The following is a 20249-nucleotide window of genomic DNA, read 5'->3' on the forward strand; positions in this document are numbered from 1 at the left end:
TAGTCGTTATTTTCACTATTTTACTAGAGGAACGATAAAAATAGGTTAAATTACAACAATCTTTTTGAAACATTTCATTTTTTATCTAATTAACCTGTATCTTTCCATAAATCCCACCACCACCAACTTCAATGGCTAATTGACCCGTTCTCGCTAAATCGATTAAATGGGCTAGTTTATGTGGCACAATTTGTTCAAGCTGGTCGATTGTTACACGATGCAAAATATTCATTTCTGTACCAAATGCTTCGATTAAACGTTCCATCATTTTAGGACCAATACCTGGAATGAAATCAAGTGGTATCTGATGAATATAAGGTGGTCTATTTCGTTTATCGGGAAAGTCTTCAGATAGCTCTTGTATACGGGTAGCTACTCCCTTTATAATTTGAGTACTCCCACATTCTGTACAAATGGTAGCCTCTTTACTTAGCTGTTGACTACATTTTGCACAAACTGTTTGATGATATTTGCCAAGCAAAGGGTTTAGGCCATAATTGGCTATTATCGCTCGTCCCTCTTGCTCATGCAGGGCCATTTTTAATTCTGTAAAATTCGCTTCTGCTAATCGTAACTTTTGATACTCTCGTGCTAATTTCCCAAGCGAATGTGCATCAGAATTGCTAACGAATGTATATGCTTGTAATTCTTTAATATGACTTACCATATTTGTATCAGAGCTTAAACCTAATTCAATACCATCAATAAGCTGCGGATCAAAGACTTCAGTTAAACTTCGACGAACCCCTTTGCCAAACAAGCTTTTAAATGGTGTAAATACATGTGCAGGAATAAAAATACCTCCCAATTCATGTACCTTTTGCTGCAAGGTCTGACCATCACAATAAATACGCTGTGAACTTAAATGGATATTCTTCATATGTTGTGACATCCATTCTGAGAACAGCTTCATGAGCTCTAGTGTAGGAAAGTAAGCAAGCACATGAATAGGACCCTGACAATGTTGATCATAAATTTCGATCTCTGATCCGGGAATTAAAGTGGTTTCCTGAAATCGCAGACCACCTTCTTTAAGTTCTTGTAGTTCTCCGTGTTCAATCATCCTCACCATTTCTTCGATTACTTCAGGTGAGTGACAGTCAATGATCCCAATGATGTCTAATCCCTTTCTTGCACTAGCCGTCTCTAAAATTCGTGCTAATGTTAACGTTTTACTGCCAGTAATTTTCACTGCCCTTCCACTAGAAGTACGTCCAATATGAATATGTAAATCAGCATAGAATTCATTCAATTCAAACACTCCTTTAAATACATTCTATAAAACGAAAATACCTTACATTACTGCAAGGCATTTCTCACTTCATTATGATGGATGATTTGTAGTAGTGCTATTATTTGACTCAAAAGCGCCGGAACCGTGTGATGGTGTGGAGGAAGCATCATAGGCAACTAATGTTACACCAATCTTTTCTTCAAGCTCATTAATTTTTTCTAGTTGCTGCGGGTCTAATTGTGCAAACTTAATTTCTTTCATGGTCATCAATCCTTTCAATTATACAATTCCCCGAAATATAGAAAATATACTCCTTCGCATAATTGTGGAATTACAAACGAACATTGGATAATAAAAATGACTGATAATCAGTCATTTTTATTGACATTATTTTTCTTATTCTATAACATAATAATTAAGTAAGGCAAAAGTGAGGGATTGCATGTCAAAAGAAGAAAAAATTATTCAAGCTGCCATTGAGGTTTTTCGAGAAAAAGGTATAGAAAAAACAAAAGTTTCAGATATCGTTAAAGCTGCTGGGATCGCTCAAGGAACATTTTATCTTTATTTCCCATCACGCCTTTCTGTTATGCCTGCTATTGCAAAAAATATGGTAGAAAGAATTATTGCTACCTTAGATGAAGGTATTTCAAGTCATAAGCCCTTTGAACAGCAACTTGAAGAGGTTGTGGAAATGGTTTTCTTAATCACGAAAGATTATGGAGATATCGTTGCACTTATTTATGCAGGTATTGCGCAAACTGAGCATTTAAAAGAATGGGAAAATATATATGCACCCTATTATGACTGGATGAGTCATTTCTTATTATCTGGCCAGCAACAGGGAATGATACGTGATTCAATTGACCCAACACGTTCTGCTAAACTGATGATTGGTCTAATTGAATCTGCTGCTGAACAAATTTATTTATTTGATGATAGCAAGGACGAAACAATGAAATTGCTCAAGCTTGAGCTTATAGACTTCCTATCTCACGCACTTGGCCTACGTCACCCATAAAAGTGACGTTCTCTTTTACCTCGAAAATGACTGAATGTCAGTCATTGTATTACCTAATAGAAAGGATTTTATTGATGAAAAAAGAATGGATGTACGTCGTTTTAACAAGTTTATTTGAATTGCTTTGGGTATTTGGCTTTAACGTAGCAAGCTCATGGTGGCATTGGATAATTATTGTGACAATCATTGCTATAGATTTTCATTTCTTATCGAAGGCTTGTGAGAGCTTACCTACTGGTACAGTCTACGCTATTTTCGCTGGAGCAGGTGCAATCGGTACCACATTAATGGATATTTTCATTTTCGAAGGAGAATTTAATGCCATTAAAGGACTGTTCATGATTATTTTATTATTAGGTGTGATTGGTCTAAAATTAGCGGATAATTCCTCTAAAGAGCAGGTGCAAACGAAAGGAGAGAATGTATAATGGGTTGGGTACTTATTATCTTAGCTGCATTGTCTGAAATTATAGGTGTGGTTGGCTTACGCTTCTATAGTCAGCATAAAACATTACGAAACTTAATGTTATATATTGGTGGTTTTGGTGTGTCTTTTGCCCTTTTATATGCATCCTTCAACTATTTGCAGTTAAGCATTGCCTATGTTGTTTGGGTAGGAATTGGTACTGTTGGAGCTGTACTCGTAAATATCATTTTCTTTGGCGAATCTAAAAATCTATCACGTATTATCAGTATCATAGCAATTATCATAGGTGTAGCAGGCTTAAAAGCAGTATCTTAATGGCTTTACAATATAGGACGCCACTCTTAAATCGGAGGCGTCCTGTATTCATTTATTTAAAATGGCATGAAATGGGAGTAATTAAGATAAAAATTCATAAATACCATCCGCTATAAATTCTGCAGGTCCACGCATCCAGATATGGTCATTGTCAGCCCATCGAATGACTAAGTCACCGCCCCTAAGTTGGACTACTATCTCTTCTTCCTTCTGACAAAAACCATTTAATATAGCAGCCACTACCGCTGCACAAGCACCTGTCCCACATGCCTCTGTTATACCCGAACCTCGTTCCCAAACGCAGCATTTTAATGCCTTCTCATGAACAACCTCTACAAACTCAACATTGCAACGATAAGGAAATCTCATATCGTTTGCTATAATACCGCCTAATGTTCTTAATGGTGCTTGCTCGATCGCATTCACAAAAACTACAGTATTCGGATTGCCCAAAAACAAAGCTGTTACCAAAAGAGAGTGTTGGGGTAAAGGAAATATCTCATTGATGACAAGCTCATTTGGGTTTCCTAACATCGGAATGTCTTTGCGCAATAAGAGAGGTTTGCCCATATCGACAATCACTTCTATTACACGATTGTCTTGCACCACTACCTGTGCCAGCATAATCCCGGATTTCGTTTCAATCGTAATTAGCTCTTGTCGTACAATATGACGTTCAAAAATATACTTAGCAACACAGCGAAGACCGTTACCACAATTTGTCCCCTCAGATCCATCTTTATTAAATACACGCATACCACAGTCAGCAATTTTAGAGGGTTGGATAATAATCAATCCATCTGAGCCAATACCAGTATGGACATTGGCCATTTTTTGAGCCAATTCACAAAAGATATCTTCCTTGTAATCATGTTGGAAAAGATCAAGATAGATATAGCTGTTGCCAATACCATGCATTTTCGTAAAGGCTATTTGCATACAGTCACTCCTTAAAGGATGTTTTATGTATCTAATAGAAGATGAAACTTTTCTATATTTGGCTAAACCCCTTCGTGAACTGTTCAGGAACATATGTAAGATACGGCTTCCCTGTCATTGGATGTATTTGAATATCCGCAAAAACACCAAATACATCTTGCAGCACTGTTGGCGTAAGTACTTCCTCTGGTGTACCATGACAAACTATTCGCCCTTGCTGTAAAACGTAAATTTGATCGCAATACATAGCAGCAATATTCAAATCATGTAAAGCTGCTACTACGGTTAAATGCAAAGTCTGAATTAAATCCATAAGTTGAAGTTGATGTTGAATATCTAAATGATTCGTCGGCTCATCTAATATTAATATCTGTGCTTGTTGAGCGAGTGCCCTTGCAACCATGACACGTTTTTTCTCGCCACCAGAAAGCGAACTAAAGCTTCGTTTCTCTAAATGCGATATGCCCGTTTGTCTAAGAGCCTCTTTAACAATTTGAAAATCTTTCTCTTGATCAAGCTCTAACAGCTTTTTATGTGGGGTTCTTCCCATACTGACTAAATCATGCACAGTGAAATCAAATAATACGGGTGTCTCTTGGCTTACAACAGCCAAATTTTTCGCAATTGCTTTACTTGATTGCTTTAATATATCTTGCTCATTTAATACTACCGATCCACTTTCAGGTTTTAGGAGACGATACATATTTTTTAACAATGTAGATTTTCCGCTCCCATTAGGACCAATTAATCCAACAAATTGCTTTTCTTTTATTTGAATGCTTACATCATGCAGTATACGCTGATCGTAAATGGAGAATGATACTTTTTTCGCTTCTAATGTCATGGAAGTTAATCTCCTTCACCGAAAGAATAGTTGTTACGACGGAGAAGCCAAATGAAAAATGGTCCTCCACAAAAAGCTGTAATAATACCAATTGGCATTTCCTGAGGAGCAATAATAATTCGAGCAAAAGCATCTGCCCACACTAAGAATATTCCACCTATTAAAGCACTGATAGGTATTACGTATTTATAGTTTGAGCCCACAATTAAACGCACAATATGGGGAATAATCAATCCCACAAATCCTATAGAACCACTAACTGCGACAAGCACACCTGTTAATAGAGATACTAGTAGTATTAACTGAATACGGAATTGCTGAAGATTAACGCCTAATGTCACTGCCGCCTCTTCTCCTAGTAATAATAAATTTAAATTGCGATAGTGTAGCCACAGTAGCCCAAATACAATAAAAAATACGAAAGCTGGAATCACAATATTATTCCATTTGGCTCCAGCTAAACTACCTAGCATCCAAAACATAACAGCCTTTAAGGCCCCTTCTTGCTTTGACATCATTAAAATAAAGTTAGAGATAGCCGTTAAGATAAAGGACACAGCCATGCCTGCCAATAGCAAGCGGAAAATAGAGACACGTCCCCCAACACGTGATAAGAAAAAGACAAGTGCAATGGCAAGTAATGAACCAAGGAATGCGGATACTGAAAGAGCGTAAATACCTAAAAATGAAAAGGCTCCTAAAATAATCACAGAAGTAGCTCCGACAGCTGCCCCTGAAGAAATCCCTAGAATATACGGGTCTGCAATAGAATTACGTACTAGTGCCTGAATGGCTGCCCCTGCAATAGCTAACCCCGCTCCTACTATCACAGCTAGCAAAACACGAGGTGCTCTTATTTGCCAGATGATGATTTCCTGAGAGCGACTCCAATCTTGCTCGATCGAATTTTGTATAAAAGGAATTTTAGAAAGAATAACTTTCCATACATATAACGGTGTAACTGAAACTGAGCCAACCATTACAGCAAAGGTCATTGAAACAATTAATACCATGAAAAGTACGAAGGAAAATAACATAAATTTTTTATTCATCTGTTTTAAACTCCTACTGAATATTGATGAATGAAGCAATAAAAAAAGGTATCCCATGCGAAAATGCGCATAGAAATACCCAAGATTAAACAAAGTCAGAAAAATATCCAGCTATTGTCCGTAATTGCTTGCATCCTCGTGGGCATTACAGGTATTACTAAATGGCAGGTCTCCTGGCTTCGATTCACTATCCTATAATTGCCTTCCCATTCTTAAACAGTGGCAAATCATATTATAGGATTCCTCGTTACAGTTGCGGGACAGCGTCGGACTTCCACCGACTTCCCTTTTAAGTGACATTCAAAATGTCACACCAATAGTATTTGAAGTTATAAAATTGTGACGGTTCTATCATACATTTTTATAGATAGATAGTCTACTTCAATTTAATCCAACAATTGAGTTAACTTATTTAAATAATAAGGTTGACACAAATACATTCGTTTTTTACACTAGCAGTAATAACTTATAAAACGAGGTGAAATCATGGCAACTGTTACACAACATAGTCACCATAAGTTAAGAACTGTTGACATTACCTACATTGGATTATTTACAACGTTAATGATGGTGGGTGCTAATATCACTTCCTTTGCACCTTTTATGGTAGTTGGTGGTGTACCCATTACGCTTCAAACCTTCTTTGCAATTTTAGCAGGGCTTATTCTTGGTAGTAGAAAAGGTGCGCTCGCCTGCACAATTTATATGTGCGTAGGATTGGCAGGAGCTCCTGTCTTTGCTCGTTTCGGTGGTGGAATTGGCCAAATTTTAAGCCCTACCTTTGGGTTTATTATTACATTTATATTTGCGGCATTTGTTGCGGGGTTGATCGTAGAACGAAGCGGAACAAAGAAAAGTTTTATCGTAGCTGCTTTGGTAGCAACGGCTATAAATTATTTGATAGGAACAAATTGGATGTTTTTTGCCTATAAGCTATGGGCAAGTGCGCCAGAGAATTTTTCATATAAGCTCGTTTGGCTTTGGATGATTCCTCCACTACCAAAAGATATTATTTTAGCTATTTTTGCTGGTATCTTCGCCCATAGATTACAAAAAACATTGAAGATCATGCCCATTCAATAGCATATCTCCCCGCCAGACTAAAGAAATGTTTTTCATAGGTTATATCCATCGTTTCTGCACATTTATTTGCTACATTAGGAGCACATAGTGAGGAGGATATCATATGAAATTCAATAAAAGATGGTCAGTCGGACTATTATCAGTAGTCGCTCTAATTAGTTTATCGGCTTGTACAGAGGATCAAACAAAACCTGCGTCCACTTCTAATGAAGCTGCTGAAGAAATGGATCATTCTACAATGAACCATTCAAGTTCTGGCGAAGTACCAGTAACGTTAAAAAAAGCTGAAAATCCGAAATTTCCTATAGGAAGCACAGCCATTATTACAGATGGACATATGGAAGGTATGAAAGGGGCCGAAGCAACAATAGTAGGTGCCTATACTACAACTGCCTATGTTATTTCCTATGAGCCTACATCTGGTGGAAAGCGAATAGAAAAGCATAAGTGGGTAATTCATGAAGAATTAATTGACCCACAAGAAGCACCACTGGCTCCTGGAACAGAAGTAAAAACGGACGCAACACATATGGAAGGTATGGAAAATGCAACTGTCCTTATTGACGAGGCTGTGCAAACAACTGTATATATGGTTGATTATACTTCCACTACAAGTGGTGAAGCTGTAACAAATCATAAATGGGTAACAGAAGAAGAGCTTAGTCCAAAATAATAGAAATAACCTCTACCTTCAATTCTGGTAGAGGTTAATTTCTAGCTTTTATGTTCCATTTGCTTTCTCTTTGCAGACTTATGCCATTTATAGCCAATGCCCCAAACGGTTTGCAAGTAATCATCCGCCGGAAAACCACTTTTTCTTAATTTTTCTCGTAAATTACGTACATGTGAATCAATGGTACGATCTTCAATCGTTACATCATATCCCCAAACGGCATGTATAAGGTGTTCCCTAGAAAATGCTCTATTTTGATAATCTAAAAATAGGGCGAGCATGGCAAATTCCTTTGGTGTTAATGGAATTGCCTTATGTTGAAAATATACTTCAAAGGACTCTCTATCTAAACAAAGCCCTTCAAAGTTAATCACTTTTTCTTCAGATATCGTTCTTCTTAATACAGCATGTATGCGTGCTAACAATTCTTCCTCATCAAAAGGCTTTAAAACGTAGTCATCAGCACCAAGATTTAAACCTTTTACAATATCAGCGTGTTCTCCTTTTGCAGTAAGCATAATGATAGGAACATCCCAAAACTTCCTAATTTCCTGGCAAACCTGCCACCCATCCATCTCTGGCATCATAATATCCAAAAGAACTAAATCCACATGCTCTTCTTCTAAAAAATCCAATGCCTCTTGTATAGAAGACATTGCTCTACAAATAAATAGTGGTTCCAAATAAAGGGTTAATAAATCTAACATTCTTGGTTCATCATCAATGCATAAAATCGTTTTCATTCGTTTCTACTCCTTTAAATGATAATTCAAAAGTAGTCCCTTTATTTATTTCACTTCTAACCTTTATTTCTCCCCCATGTGCTTGTACAAGCTCCTTGACAATAGCAAGCCCAAGTCCAGATCCACCTAAAGCACGACTACGTGATTTTTCCACTCGATAAAACCGATCAAAAATATACGGTAAATCCTTCTTTGGAATTCCTTTCCCTGTGTCTTCAACGATGATGCTTAAAATTCCACTGTCTTGTTTTACAGTGACTGTAGTCATATCTCCTGGTGCACAATAGATTAATGCATTATTTAATAGATTAATCAGAATTTGCTCAAGTCTTGCTTCATCTGCACATAGTGTTAAGCCATTATCACAACGTACAACTAAATAGATACCTTTATCTTGAAAAGCGGGACTTAATTTTTCTTCAATGCTTGTAAAAAACGGCTCTAAATGTAAGCAATGTTTTTCAATTACAAATGAGTTTTCATCCATTTTCGCTAAATCAAATAAATCTTTGATTAATCTAGAAAGTCTATTTGTTTCTTCTATTATAATAGCTAAATACTTTTGACGATCTTGCCCTGTTAAATCCCGTTTAGCAAGAATGTCTGTATAGCCTTTAATAAAAGTTAGCGGTGTACGAAGCTCATGTGCAATACTTGATAAAAACTCCTTACGCTCTTGCCTTAGATGATTTAAATCATTGGATAAAAGCTGGATAGCATTTGATAAATCCCCAAGCTCATCTTTTCCATTCGTAGAAAGAGCAACTGTAAAATCACCCTTACTCATTTTCAATGTAGCCTCTTTCATTTGAATAAGTGGCTTAGCCAGCTTACGAGATAGAACAACAATGACTGCAATACTGACTAGACCAGATACAATACCCACGATGAGAAAATGCTTATTCAGCCGTTTCATTAATGCATGGATGGAATCGGTATTTTGAAACATAAATACATAGCCAATCGTTCCTTGCTGATTTTGAATAGGGCTTATAGTCGCAATTGCTTTAACTTCTTGCCAATTGTCTTGTAAAACCCTTCCTTCATAAGGTATTTCCCCCTCTATTTCACGAATCAGATCACTGATTTCTTGATGTGGCTGTGAGGATGCAAGGATTGTCCCGAAATGGTCAGTCACCACGACATCTGTACTTGCTTCTGATTCCATAAGAACGACATGTGCTAGTGTTTCATTATTGAAGTTCTGTTCTAATATAGTACGATGTGAATTTCCTATCGCTTGTAAACGCTCTAGTTCCTCTTCCACTCTAGAATTCGTCAGGGAAACATGCAAAAAAAACATCATAAAGGTTTCAATACAAAACAATGTGATGAAGAAGATAATGCCCAGCTTTAATGATAATTTTCTCATCCATAACCACCATTTTAGAATTTCTTAAAAGTATATCTTGAAAGTGTGAAGATTTCATGCAGAAGTAGCATCTTTCCAAACAAAAAATGCCCATAAGTATATTGTATACCTATGGGTCATACTATTGAACATTCATTAGAATTTGTATGAAAAAGGCTTGCTGTTTCACAAGAATTACCATCTTAGCAAAGATTTTATGGGTAACTAATCACTTCTCCAAGTGCCTATCCTTTCTCTAATGGGCTATTTTATCCGTTACTGCTAATATGAAAAATAATCTCTTGATGTATGGTTGATTAGAGAGGAGCTAGCGTCACAGAGTAGATCCTAGAGGAACGGAATTGAGGGAAGCGCTCATCGGACGCTAGCGGAACCGAAATCAACCATTCGCCTTAACAAAAGGGCTTTTTTCGCTAGTGACATCCTCTTTTTTCCAACAACATAACCCATAAGTATATTGTATACTTATGGGTTAGATTTTAATTAAACGTATTTTTTTGCCCAACTTAAGAAATTATCAATAACTACGTCAAGGAATTTCACTGTACCTTCATCAGTTAAATTGCCTTCTTCATCAAATTTAGTGTGAACAGCACCAATATAAACGTCATTACCGCTAAGTAATGGTGAGTTAATGCCTGGAGAGAATAAAATATCACGTAAATGTAATTGTGCTTTTACAGTACCTAAATTCCCCATTGATGCACCCATAATGATAGATGGTTTGCCAATCATTACTTTATCTACACGAGATAGCCAATCAATAGCATTTACCATAACCCCAGGAACTGTACCATTATATTCTGGTGTAACCCAAAGTACAGCGTCTGCAGCTTTTACTTTTGCTTTAAAATCAAGAACTGCTTGTGGAGCCTCATTTTCAATATCTTGATTATACATTGGTAGGTCCTTTAAGCTTAATACTTCAAGATCTAACTTTTCTGTATAACGTTTTTGAATAAATTGAGCTAATTGCATATTATAAGATTCTTTACGGATACTACCTACGATTGCTACTACTTTCATGATGTTTCCTCCTAAATGTATATTATTCATAGTATTTGTATAGCTATTGTATTTTATACCATTTCAATAATAAATGGCAAATTCTTCAACTGGCTTGCGATACCCACGTAATCGACGACTGCTTTCTTTTTCTTTCCCAATAGTAATCATTAAGGCTATTTCATGTGTTTCTGGCACATTGAAAAGCTCACGCATTTTCTGATTATCAAAGCCAATCATTGGGCAAGTGTCCCAACCACGATTTTTCGCAGCTAGCATGAATAACATTGCAGACAGAGAAGCATTACGAATGGCTTCATCTTTCATGAATCCTTCACCGCGATCCTCATAAAATCTTGTATTCTCTGCTACAATATCCTCTAGTTCACCCGCTGTAATTATGCCTAAATCCACCATGCCCTGACTTAACTCAGCAGTATTTTTATATGCTTCCTTGTCACCTAGTACAAGAATTACACCTGAAGCTGAATGTACTTTATATTGACCATATGCTGCCTCTCTCACCTTTTCTTTCATATCCTCATCCAGCACAACAATATAATTAGCATGCTGTAAGTTAAATGCTGAAGGGGCAAGCTTAACATCCTCCAAAATAGGGCGTATATCTTCTTCAGTCATTTTAACGTCCTTGATAAAATTATTAGCAGAGCGACGCTTATCAATCAGCTTGGAAAATTCCATTTTTTTATCCCCCAATACAGTTATGTATACATCCAGTGGGGCTTTGCTTTCCCAACTGGATGAAATTGTGTTACTCATATTCTTTATCGAACATAATGGAACTTCTTACAGTGTCAATCGGACGAACAAGACTTTCAATCTGTTCACGTTTTGGTTCTAAAAATGGTGGTAATGACAGTTTTTCTCCTAATGTTTCATATGGTTCATCGCCCATAAATCCTGGACCATCTGTAGCCAATTCAAATAAAATCTGCGGAGCTACTCGTGCATACAATGATTCAAAGAAATGACGATTTACATAGCCAGAAGTGTGGAAACCAAAACTTTCGAAACGTGCAGTCCATTCATCTAATACCGAACGATCCTCTACACGAAAGGCAGCATGGTGAACAGTACCAAAACCTTGACGAGCAACGGGTAACACTGTGTTGTGCTCGACAATAATCTGGGCGCCATTTCCTCCCTCGCCTACTTCAAATAAATGGAAGTCCCCTTCATCTGCAATCTCTGTAAAAAGCATTACCTTTTCTAAAACATCCTTAAAGTATTTAAAATTAGCGACACGGACAAAAACTGGTCCTAAACCTGTAATGGCATACTCAAGTGGGATGGGGCCATTCTGCCAAGGCGTACCTGCCGCCACACCTGTATTGTGCTCATCAGAAATTAACTGATAGTGCTGATCATCAAAATCTACGAAAGATAGTGTTTTTTTACCAAACTGTTCTTTCATACCTGTATGCTTCACATTTAAACGGTCAAAGCGCTTTATCCAATAATCTAAAGCAGCATCCGTTGGTACACGGAAAGAAGTCTTTGAAATTTCATTTGTACCATGTACACCTTTTGGGATATTAGGGAAATCAAAGAACGTCATATCTGTACCCGCACTACCCTTATCATCTGCAAAGAATAAATGGTATGTTTGAATGTCATCCTGATTCACTGTTTTCTTTATTAAGCGCATTCCTAAAACATAGGTAAAGAATTTATAATTTTCTTCAGCACTACTTGTGATAGCCGTTACATGGTGTACACCTTTTAAATGATTCATAGTATGCTCCTCCTATATATCTCGATATCGAGATATATATTTAAATTTTTTTATTGGTTAGTGGCGTTCTTGCCAACTTTTTTAAGTGATAAAATCATGTTGTCCAGCTCCTGGGCTTCCAATACTTCAAATATCTCATTTATTTTCTGTTCATGCTTAGGGAATATTTCCTCCATCAAAACCTGTCCCTCAAGCGTTAGTAATACGTACGTAACACGACGATCTCTTGGACATGCCTTACGGTACACATAGCCCTTTTGCTCGAGCTTATCAATCACATAAGTAATACTACTGCTTGCAATTAATATTTTTTTACCAATCATTTGAACTGGTTGTTCTCCATGGTGATACAAAAATTCAAGAACCGAAAATTCAGTTTGATTTAAATCGAATTGAAGTAAATCTCTTCTAGTTGCATCTTGAATCGTTTGATATGCTCGGAACAAGACCGTAAATGCTTTTAAGTTACGATTGTTTTGCTTCATACGACTCCCTCTTTTTACTTCGAATTTAATTATCTCTAATTCGAGATAATAATAACATATACATTTTTAAACAGCAAACAATTTGTTTCTTTATGTTTGCCATCTTTTCGTTCGGGTAGAAGGTAGTTGTAACTTATAAAGGAGGATTCTAAATGAAAAAAGATGTCAATCAAAAACAACAACAGCTAGAAGCATTCCGAGTAAGTGATAAAGATCAACCTCTCACAACCAATCAAGGATTAAAAATATCGGAAGATGAACATTCACTAAAAGCAGGTGAGCGAGGACCCACTTTACTAGAGGATTTTCATTTCCGTGAAAAAATGACTCACTTTGACCATGAACGAATTCCTGAACGAGTAGTACACGCACGTGGCTCAGCCGCTCATGGAATTTTTGAAACATATGAATGCGCAAGTGATATTACAAAGGCTCAATTTTTAAATGGAAAAGGCACTAAAACCCCTGTTTTTGTCCGCTTCTCTACCGTTGCCGGGTCTAAAGGCTCTGCAGATACTGTTCGTGATGCACGCGGCTTTGCTACTAAGTTTTATACACAAGAGGGCAATTATGATTTAGTTGGAAATAACATACCAGTATTTTTTATTCAAGATGCTATTAAATTCCCCGATTTTGTACACGCTGTAAAGCCCGAACCAAATAACGAAATACCACAAGCACAAAGTGCCCATGATACTTTTTGGGATTTCATTGCAAATAATCAGGAGTCTGCTCATATGGTTATGTGGCATATGTCAGATAGATCGATTCCACGAAGCTATCGAATGATGGAGGGCTTTGGTGTTAATACTTATCGCTTTATCAATGCCGAAGGAAAAGCCCACTTTGTTAAATTTCATTGGAAACCTGTACTTGGGGTAAAATCATTAGTATGGGATGAAGCACAAATCATTGCTGGAAAAGATCCCGATTTTCACCGCAGAGATTTATGGGAATCCATTGAACGTGGGTATTTCCCAGAGTGGGAGCTTGGTGTGCAACTTATTCCCGTTGAAGATGAATTCAAATTTAGCTTCGATATTCTTGATGCCACGAAAATATGGCCTGAAGAAGAAATTCCAGTACGCATTCTTGGGAAAATGACCTTGAATAAAAATGTGGATAATTTTTTTGCAGAAACGGAACAAGCCGCATTCCATGTCGGGCATGTTGTGCCTGGCATTGATTTTTCAAATGATCCTTTATTACAAGGTCGTTTATTCTCCTACACCGATACACAGTTAATACGACTGGGAGGACCTAATTTCCATGAGCTTCCTATTAATAAACCAATCTGTCCATTTCATAATAACCAACGAGATGGCTATGGCCGACAAACTATTAATGTAGGACAAGTTAGCTACCATAAAAATTCCTTAGCCAATAATACACCACATCCTGTTTCTGAAGCAGATGGTGGATATAAGCATTATGAAGAAAAAGTTGAAGGGCATAAAGTACGTGTACGTAGTGAGAGCTTTAAAGACCATTTTTCTCAAGCAAGATTATTCTGGCTTAGTATGTCAGATATTGAGAAAAAGCATATTATTGATGCCTTTAGCTTTGAACTTGGCAAAGTAAAAAATAAAGCGATTCGAAAACAAGTTGTAGACATGTATGCTCATGTCAGTTACTCACTTGCTTCAGCTATCGCTGAACGTATTGGTATAGTTCCACCTGTAGAAGTGGAAGTACCACATATTCAACAAACTTCTCCTGCTGTTAGCCAAGTAATCAATGCAAAGGAAAGTGTCAAATCTAATAAAGTAGCTGTAATTGTTACAGAAAATAGTAGTGAAAAATTAAATGAACTTATTGCTACATTTTTAAGTGAAGATATCGTAGTTGAACTAGTAAGTAATAAACAAGGCATAGTAAGCGGTTATGAAATTCACGAAACATTTGCTACTACCTCCTCAGTTCTTTATGATGGGGTTTATGTTACAGGAGCCTTTCAGAATTCCTATGAACAAGCAAAAGCAGAACAGTTTATTGAACAAGCCTATCAGCACTGTAAAACAATAGGTTATACGGAAAATGTTTTATTTTTACAGCATATAGCCAATAAACATGGGGTTGCAACCGATCCAAAATCTTTTGTTCATGCCCTTGCTAAACATCGACATTGGGTACGAGAATGTAAATGAATGTAAAGCCAGCTAACTGATTAAATCAGCTAGCTGGCTTGTTTTTATTATTTAATTCGTTTAAATTCCTTTTCATTGCCGTCTACAAATTCGACATCCACTTCAATGGATTGATAGTTATCTTCAATATTAAATACTTTGATTACTTGATCAATCACTTCATCATTAGATGTTGTAGAATCAAAATTCAACTGCTTAAATAACGGCTCTAATTTAGTATAAGCTTCATCGCCCTGCAGTTTTTCATTTTTTCGATCATCTTCTAATTTTGCTTCTATTCCTGTTTTTTTATCCTCATATTCTACCTCATAAGACTCCGTTGCAGAGTAATCAACATCTAAAGAAAACTCTAAAAAATTAAATGTCACTTGGTCAGTTGGCGTCTCACCCGTCTGTTGAGTAGCATTCTGATCTGCTGGAGCATTTGCAGGCACATCTTTTACCTCATCCTTATTACAGCCGTAAAGAATAACAGTCATTAAAGAAATCACTAAAATAAATTTCAATTTCAATTTATTCACTCCTTTCTTTACATATTATTTCCCCATTCTTCTACAAACTAACCTAAAAAGGGCATCTCCTACAAATAAGGAGATACCCTTTTCATGGAATGCGACTTAATAATAGAAGTTACGATCCACTTTATTTTCTTGAATAGCTTTTGCTAAACGAACTGTTGACACAGCCAAATCGGCATATGACACACTCTTGGTAGCATTAAAGTTATTTTGCTGTGTATCAATCAGCCCCATCCCATTTGCTATTGCTATATAGCCTGTATACGCTGGATCAATAGAAGCTGCATCCGCAAAGTTTAATTTGTAAATATCCTTATACTTTGCAACATTCTCCAATTGCATTGCTTTAACAGCCCATACTGCTAGCTCTTGACGAGTCAATGTTTCATCCAAAGCGAATTGGTTTGCTGGCTGTAAAATTCCCATTCTTACAGCTTGTTCAACCACTCCATATAATGGATGGTTTTTATCGATATTGCTGAAGGTTTGCTTTTCACCATCGCCACTACCAAAATGGCCATATGTTAAAGATTTTAGTAGAATCTTTAATGCTTCTCCCTTTGTCACAGCAGCATCAGCATTAAAGTTTGCTATATCTTTTATCTCTAATACATTTTGATGTAGAAGATAATTTAATTCATTGGCTGCTGTTGGGTGTGAAATAGATTGCTTTTCTTTTGAGCCATCTACCTCATACAACCATTCACCAGTAATTGCATCAATTTGATTAACTAAGCTACCGTTGTAAGTTGGAGCATAGACTAGATCATAATGTTGTTTACCTTCAGTATCCTGCTTTACATATTGTAGTTGTAATGTAAGGGCCTTACTATAGGCTTCTTTTGCTTTATCAGCAGAGATTACTTGACTAAGAGAAGGCCAGTTATTAATCTTTTGTTTATTAACATTCAAAGAACGTAATGATCCATCAGAGCCAATACCTACGTTTATTTCATCTCCAACAACCGCAATCCCGTTTACGATGCGTGGGAAGGAGAAGTAATAATCTTTACTATAATCATCATGTACAGGATTATCAATTGGCATCGAATACTCATGTAAATAGGATGGAGCCCATTGCTTTAAGTATTCAACAGCCTTTGCTAATGCCGCATCCTTAGAGAGGGTAGTTGTTTTGTCAGTGTTGATAAAATCTCTCATAATATCGTGATACTGCACGATATCGCCTGTTGCCTTATTAATTTCTAAAGAGGTACCAGACCCGCCATTATTGTACATATACATGTAATTTACTGTATAAACCGTTTCACCATTGTCATTTTCTCTTTCGTCAACCATATCAATAGTGAGCTTTGCCTTGTCTTCATCGACTTTTAATAAATTTTTAGCGAATTCCTCAACCTCTGCTACTGTCATACCGCTTTTTCTTGGTGGTAATTGCTGTGAGGATATTTTCTCAGCGCTTTTCGTCTTTGGAACTTGTGTAGAGAAGCCATTCGTTGTTTGCCATTGACCTGTTAAAGCATGTACACCATTAAATCCTGTTGCTGGCATATAGACAAGCTTCACATTACGTTGATCGCTAAAATAGTCAACGTAATAACGAAGTTCAACTGCTAAGTTATCACGTACTTGTGCAACAATTTCTTCCTCATTTTTTTTCTGGCTTGAGCTATCAAAGGTTGCTTTACCAATTGATTCTGTATTTTTATACATTCCTGTTATTTGACCATTAGCAAGAACATCTATAGTGATACTTTGATCGCCAATAAGCACTCCATTATAGGTTGGTGAATAAACAAATGAGTAGGTAATTGGTTGTGATAATGGACGATTAATGTCATTGTAATAACCGAAGCCATCTTCACGGAGTTTATAGTTCTCTATTTTCGCAAATTTTCTTAGGAAGTCATCTGCAATTTTTTTTGCTTCAGTCTCTGAATATTTTGCGGGATATACTGCTTCAGCGATATTAGCTGGCTGATAATAGAAATGTTCTAACTCTAAATCTTCACCTTTAAATGTAAAACCACCATATACATCTTTACCATTTACCGTTTTATGGAAGTTCAAATCATAACGGACCGTTGTATCATCTCTAAAGAAATGACCGCCTCCAGAATTAAACTCATTATCAGCTACAAATTTGAACTCTTCAGGGAATAGTGCACGTAATTTGTTAATTAGCATACCTTTTGTCACTTTCGTCTCTGAGGCAGCCAACTGTATTGCAATACGCTCTGAAGGTTCTTTCACATTTGCAGAAGCTTGTGAAACGGGTGCTAGAATACCAACAGAAAATGCAGTAGTTGTTAAAATAATACCTAACTTTTTAAATTTACCCAAAATATACCTCCTAAAATACTATTTACCATAATTATAATATATTTACCCATAATTAGAAATGAATTTTACAGATAATTTCCTCTTCGAAGAAAATACATTGGGCAATCCGTCCTTTTTTCTTCATTTTCTCATTTCTTTACCACATCAAAATTGGCACCAATTAACACCCAGTTCTGAGGGAATGGTAGTCCTAATTTCCAATAACCAATACCACGAAGGTTATATTGTTTAATGAGATTGAATTTAGCTTGAATAGATCTAGCATCTTCAAACCACACCATATGCGCCCTACCTTGCTCATCATAGTATTCAAAAAATGGTGCTTGGGCTCTCCAATCATATTGAATTGCTGCATTATAACGTTTAGCAATTTCAATGGCTCGCTGTGGACTAAGCGCTTCTGCATACGGTCCCCCCTGAACAAAAGGTAACGTCCAATCGTAGCCATATAAATTTTGCCCTAACATAATTTTGCTTGCAGGTATTTCACTCACCGCATATTTTACAACTGCTTCTACCTCTGGGAGAGGTGAAACGGCCATTGGTGGGCCAGCTGAATATCCCCATTCATAAGTCATGAGTAAAACAAAGTCCACGATTTCCCCATGTGCTCTATAATCATGTGCCGCTGTCCATGGTCCTCGTTCACTATCACTTGTTTTAGGAGCTAATGCTGTAGACACTGTATATCCTTGAGCGTGAAATTTTTCTACAGCTCTTCTTAAAAAATTGTTATAGGCTTGTCGTTGATCTGCTGGCAAATTTTCGAAGTCAAAGTGGATATCTTTAACATCCCCAAGTCGCTTTGCTTCTGCAAGAATATTATCAAATAATAAATCTTGAACAGCTGTACTTTGAAAAATATCTCTCGCTAATTCACCACTAAAACTAAAATTCTCCAAATTAGAAATAACCATTGCCATTGATGCTCCCGTATCATTTGCAATTTGTGTCACACCTTGGCTTGGTGGCTTCTGTAAAGTACCATCACGCCTAGCCTCATAGCTAAATAAAGCTAAATATGTTAAATTAGGACCCGCTTCCCTCGCTTGATTCAAGAGTGCTTCACTAACTGATGTTCCTCTCGGCTCTAAATAGGCTAATGTTTCTGCCCTTGTTTTTGGTGGCTGTGGGATATATAATCTCGTTCCAACTGCTAATGGTTGATTTGGATTAATGCCATTTACTTGTGCAAGTGTTACATAATTAATACCGAAACGTTGGCCAATTGACCATAGGCTATCACCTGGCTGTACATAATAAAAGCTTCCGACAATCGGGATTACAAGAGCTTGCCCCACAACTAAACGATTTGGCTCTGGAATTTGATTGGCATCTATAATGCTCTGAACCGTAGCCCCATACGCCTGTGCAATTCCCCATAAAGACTCGCCAGCCCGTACAACGTGTATTTGAATGATTTTGCCTCCTTCTAGCTTTATAAAATCATACCTATAAAGCTTATGAAATCAGAGATGAAAAGATGTCTCTTAACAACTCCACAAAAGTACACCACTATTTTATAGCAAATAAATAGTAGGCTGTATTATGTCACCTATTTAATACTAATGAGAATAATCTTCGTTTACGAGATTTCATGAAAGAATTTTCTTTTAAATACGTATGTCTAAAAAGTTACCTGAGTAATATATTCTGCTTCTTCACCGTTATTAGAATAAAAAAACGTAAAATGATACTTATCTTGATAACAATAATCGTACAAATGTTCTATTTTCCGCATAATCTTCAGTAAATTTTTACCCACTTTCTACCCTACAAATCAGTTGTAGCAGGCTACTTTTGATAACACTTTTCCCAAATTTTTTTACGCAACTAGCGTCATATGACTTATTCTTTTCCCTGTTCTCACTCTTGTATAATGAAATTATTGTAAGGAGGTGTTAGATTGCGTTTATTTTACCAGCAAAAAGTAATCGGTAAGAAGTCTCGTAAACTTGAAAAAATTTCATTTTCAATTGAAGAGCCTGTCATAACGTTACAAGATTTACTTGTTCAGCTTGTTACACAGCAGGTTCAACAATTTAATGAGAAAATGGTAGATACACCACTTCATGTTTATTTATCGGATCAGCAACTAGAAGAAGCTGCTCAATATGGCAAAGTACATTTTGGAGAAAAGAAAAAGGATACTGTACAGTCAGTGGATCAAGCTATTTCCACAATGCTTCAAGCCTTTCAGGACGAGCTGTTTTTAGTCCTTCATAATGAAGAATCTTTAGATTCTCTTTCTACACCATTAAACATACAGGAAGACGATGTCTTTACATTTATTAAACTTACTATGCTTGCAGGACGAATTTGGTAAGG

The 20249-nt window shown here is 36.7% G+C and carries 21 protein-coding genes and 1 riboswitch; of the genes, 7 read left to right on the forward strand and 14 right to left on the reverse strand.

From position 1 onward, the window contains the following. Nucleotides 1-85: 85 nt before the first annotated feature. Together HXV90_RS20445 and HXV90_RS20450 are read right to left on the reverse strand one after the other, a co-directional pair. Entirely contained in the window at nt 86-1252 is a 1167-nt protein-coding gene (locus HXV90_RS20445; protein WP_269897905.1) for an endonuclease Q family protein, read from the reverse strand. 72 nt (nt 1253-1324) lie between these two features. Continuing rightward, nucleotides 1325-1495 (reverse strand): hypothetical protein, encoded by a 171-nt coding sequence (locus tag HXV90_RS20450; RefSeq protein ID WP_175400775.1) that lies wholly within the window; start codon nt 1493-1495, stop codon nt 1325-1327. A gap of 181 nt (nt 1496-1676) precedes the next feature. Between HXV90_RS20450 and HXV90_RS20455 the strand changes: the two genes are divergently transcribed. The 3 genes from HXV90_RS20455 to HXV90_RS20465 all read left to right on the forward strand — a co-directional run bounded on the left by HXV90_RS20455 (nt 1677) and on the right by HXV90_RS20465 (nt 2997). Continuing rightward, the gene (locus tag HXV90_RS20455) at nt 1677-2255 is read left to right on the forward strand and encodes a TetR/AcrR family transcriptional regulator (protein ID WP_048394966.1); all 579 of its coding nucleotides are present in this window, start codon (nt 1677-1679) and stop codon (nt 2253-2255) included. Nucleotides 2256-2329: 74 nt separating this feature from the next. Further along, on the forward strand, nt 2330-2683 hold the full coding sequence (locus HXV90_RS20460) for a DMT family transporter (protein WP_054548870.1): 354 nt from the start codon (nt 2330-2332) through the stop codon (nt 2681-2683). Beyond that, nucleotides 2683-2997 carry a DMT family transporter gene (locus HXV90_RS20465; protein ID WP_054548871.1) on the forward strand — a complete coding sequence of 105 codons (315 nt, stop codon included), beginning with the start codon at nt 2683-2685 and terminating at the stop codon, nt 2995-2997. Before HXV90_RS20460 ends, HXV90_RS20465 begins: the two co-directional genes overlap by 1 nt. Nucleotides 2998-3078: 81 nt before the next feature. On the opposite strand, the gene dapF is transcribed toward HXV90_RS20465, so the two are convergent. The 3 genes from dapF to HXV90_RS20480 are packed head-to-tail and all read right to left on the reverse strand — an operon-like array spanning nt 3079 to nt 5832. Then, nucleotides 3079-3936, reverse strand: a complete 858-nt coding sequence (gene dapF / locus HXV90_RS20470) for a diaminopimelate epimerase (protein WP_269897906.1) — start codon at nt 3934-3936, stop codon at nt 3079-3081. 52 nt (nt 3937-3988) lie between these two features. Then, entirely contained in the window at nt 3989-4780 is a 792-nt protein-coding gene (locus HXV90_RS20475; RefSeq protein WP_048394959.1) for a heme ABC transporter ATP-binding protein, read from the reverse strand. Between the two features lie 5 nt (nt 4781-4785). Beyond that, nucleotides 4786-5832, reverse strand: coding sequence for a FecCD family ABC transporter permease (locus HXV90_RS20480; protein ID WP_269897907.1), 1047 nt, complete (start codon nt 5830-5832; stop codon nt 4786-4788). Between the two features lie 146 nt (nt 5833-5978). Beyond that, nucleotides 5979-6165, reverse strand: a riboswitch (cobalamin riboswitch). Nucleotides 6166-6318: 153 nt separating this feature from the next. On the opposite strand from HXV90_RS20480, the gene HXV90_RS20485 reads away from it, so the two are divergent. Beyond that, nucleotides 6319-6915, forward strand: coding sequence for a biotin transporter BioY (locus HXV90_RS20485; RefSeq protein ID WP_269897908.1), 597 nt, complete (start codon nt 6319-6321; stop codon nt 6913-6915). Between the two features lie 103 nt (nt 6916-7018). Then, on the forward strand, nt 7019-7588 hold the full coding sequence (locus HXV90_RS20490; RefSeq protein WP_048394955.1) for a YdhK family protein: 570 nt from the start codon (nt 7019-7021) through the stop codon (nt 7586-7588). A gap of 41 nt (nt 7589-7629) precedes the next feature. On the opposite strand, the gene HXV90_RS20495 is transcribed toward HXV90_RS20490, so the two are convergent. From HXV90_RS20495 to HXV90_RS20520, 6 genes are all read right to left on the reverse strand, one after another. Then, nucleotides 7630-8331, reverse strand: a complete 702-nt coding sequence (locus HXV90_RS20495; RefSeq protein ID WP_257962242.1) for a response regulator transcription factor — start codon at nt 8329-8331, stop codon at nt 7630-7632. Beyond that, complete coding sequence (locus HXV90_RS20500; RefSeq protein ID WP_269897909.1) at nt 8309-9703, reverse strand: sensor histidine kinase; 1395 nt, start codon at nt 9701-9703, stop codon at nt 8309-8311. Before HXV90_RS20500 ends, HXV90_RS20495 begins: the two co-directional genes overlap by 23 nt. Before the next feature lie 483 nt (nt 9704-10186). Further along, the gene (locus HXV90_RS20505) at nt 10187-10729 is read right to left on the reverse strand and encodes an NADPH-dependent FMN reductase (RefSeq protein ID WP_048394950.1); all 543 of its coding nucleotides are present in this window, start codon (nt 10727-10729) and stop codon (nt 10187-10189) included. A gap of 63 nt (nt 10730-10792) precedes the next feature. Further along, the gene (locus HXV90_RS20510) at nt 10793-11410 is read right to left on the reverse strand and encodes a nitroreductase family protein (RefSeq protein ID WP_004224402.1); all 618 of its coding nucleotides are present in this window, start codon (nt 11408-11410) and stop codon (nt 10793-10795) included. A 70-nt stretch (nt 11411-11480) separates the two neighbouring features. Continuing rightward, nucleotides 11481-12464, reverse strand: coding sequence for a ring-cleaving dioxygenase (locus tag HXV90_RS20515; protein WP_048394949.1), 984 nt, complete (start codon nt 12462-12464; stop codon nt 11481-11483). 50 nt (nt 12465-12514) lie between these two features. Continuing rightward, complete coding sequence (locus HXV90_RS20520) at nt 12515-12949, reverse strand: MarR family winged helix-turn-helix transcriptional regulator (protein WP_004224400.1); 435 nt, start codon at nt 12947-12949, stop codon at nt 12515-12517. Between the two features lie 152 nt (nt 12950-13101). Here HXV90_RS20520 and HXV90_RS20525 point away from each other — a divergent pair, with 152 nt between their 5' ends. Beyond that, nucleotides 13102-15096: a catalase gene (locus HXV90_RS20525; protein WP_269897910.1), complete on the forward strand. Its 1995-nt coding sequence runs from the start codon at nt 13102-13104 to the stop codon at nt 15094-15096. Nucleotides 15097-15143: 47 nt separating this feature from the next. Here HXV90_RS20525 and HXV90_RS20530 read toward each other — a convergent pair whose 3' ends face one another. The 3 genes from HXV90_RS20530 to HXV90_RS20540 all read right to left on the reverse strand — a co-directional run bounded on the left by HXV90_RS20530 (nt 15144) and on the right by HXV90_RS20540 (nt 19222). Next, a complete protein-coding gene (locus HXV90_RS20530) occupies nt 15144-15608 on the reverse strand; it encodes a YusW family protein (RefSeq protein WP_048394947.1) in 465 nt (154 codons plus the stop codon). Between the two features lie 105 nt (nt 15609-15713). Continuing rightward, on the reverse strand, nt 15714-17921 hold the full coding sequence (locus HXV90_RS20535) for a YcdB/YcdC domain-containing protein (protein WP_269897911.1): 2208 nt from the start codon (nt 17919-17921) through the stop codon (nt 15714-15716). A 128-nt stretch (nt 17922-18049) separates the two neighbouring features. Continuing rightward, nucleotides 18050-19222: a glycosyl hydrolase family 18 protein gene (locus HXV90_RS20540; protein ID WP_412758673.1), complete on the reverse strand. Its 1173-nt coding sequence runs from the start codon at nt 19220-19222 to the stop codon at nt 18050-18052. Nucleotides 19223-19827: 605 nt separating this feature from the next. Here HXV90_RS20540 and HXV90_RS20545 point away from each other — a divergent pair. Further along, on the forward strand, nt 19828-20247 hold the full coding sequence (locus HXV90_RS20545; RefSeq protein WP_048394944.1) for a hypothetical protein: 420 nt from the start codon (nt 19828-19830) through the stop codon (nt 20245-20247). The last annotated feature ends 2 nt before the right edge of the window (nt 20248-20249 follow it).

The organism is Lysinibacillus sp. JK80, assembly GCF_027557635.1.
In the GTDB taxonomy this organism is placed as follows: domain Bacteria; phylum Bacillota; class Bacilli; order Bacillales_A; family Planococcaceae; genus Lysinibacillus; species Lysinibacillus capsici.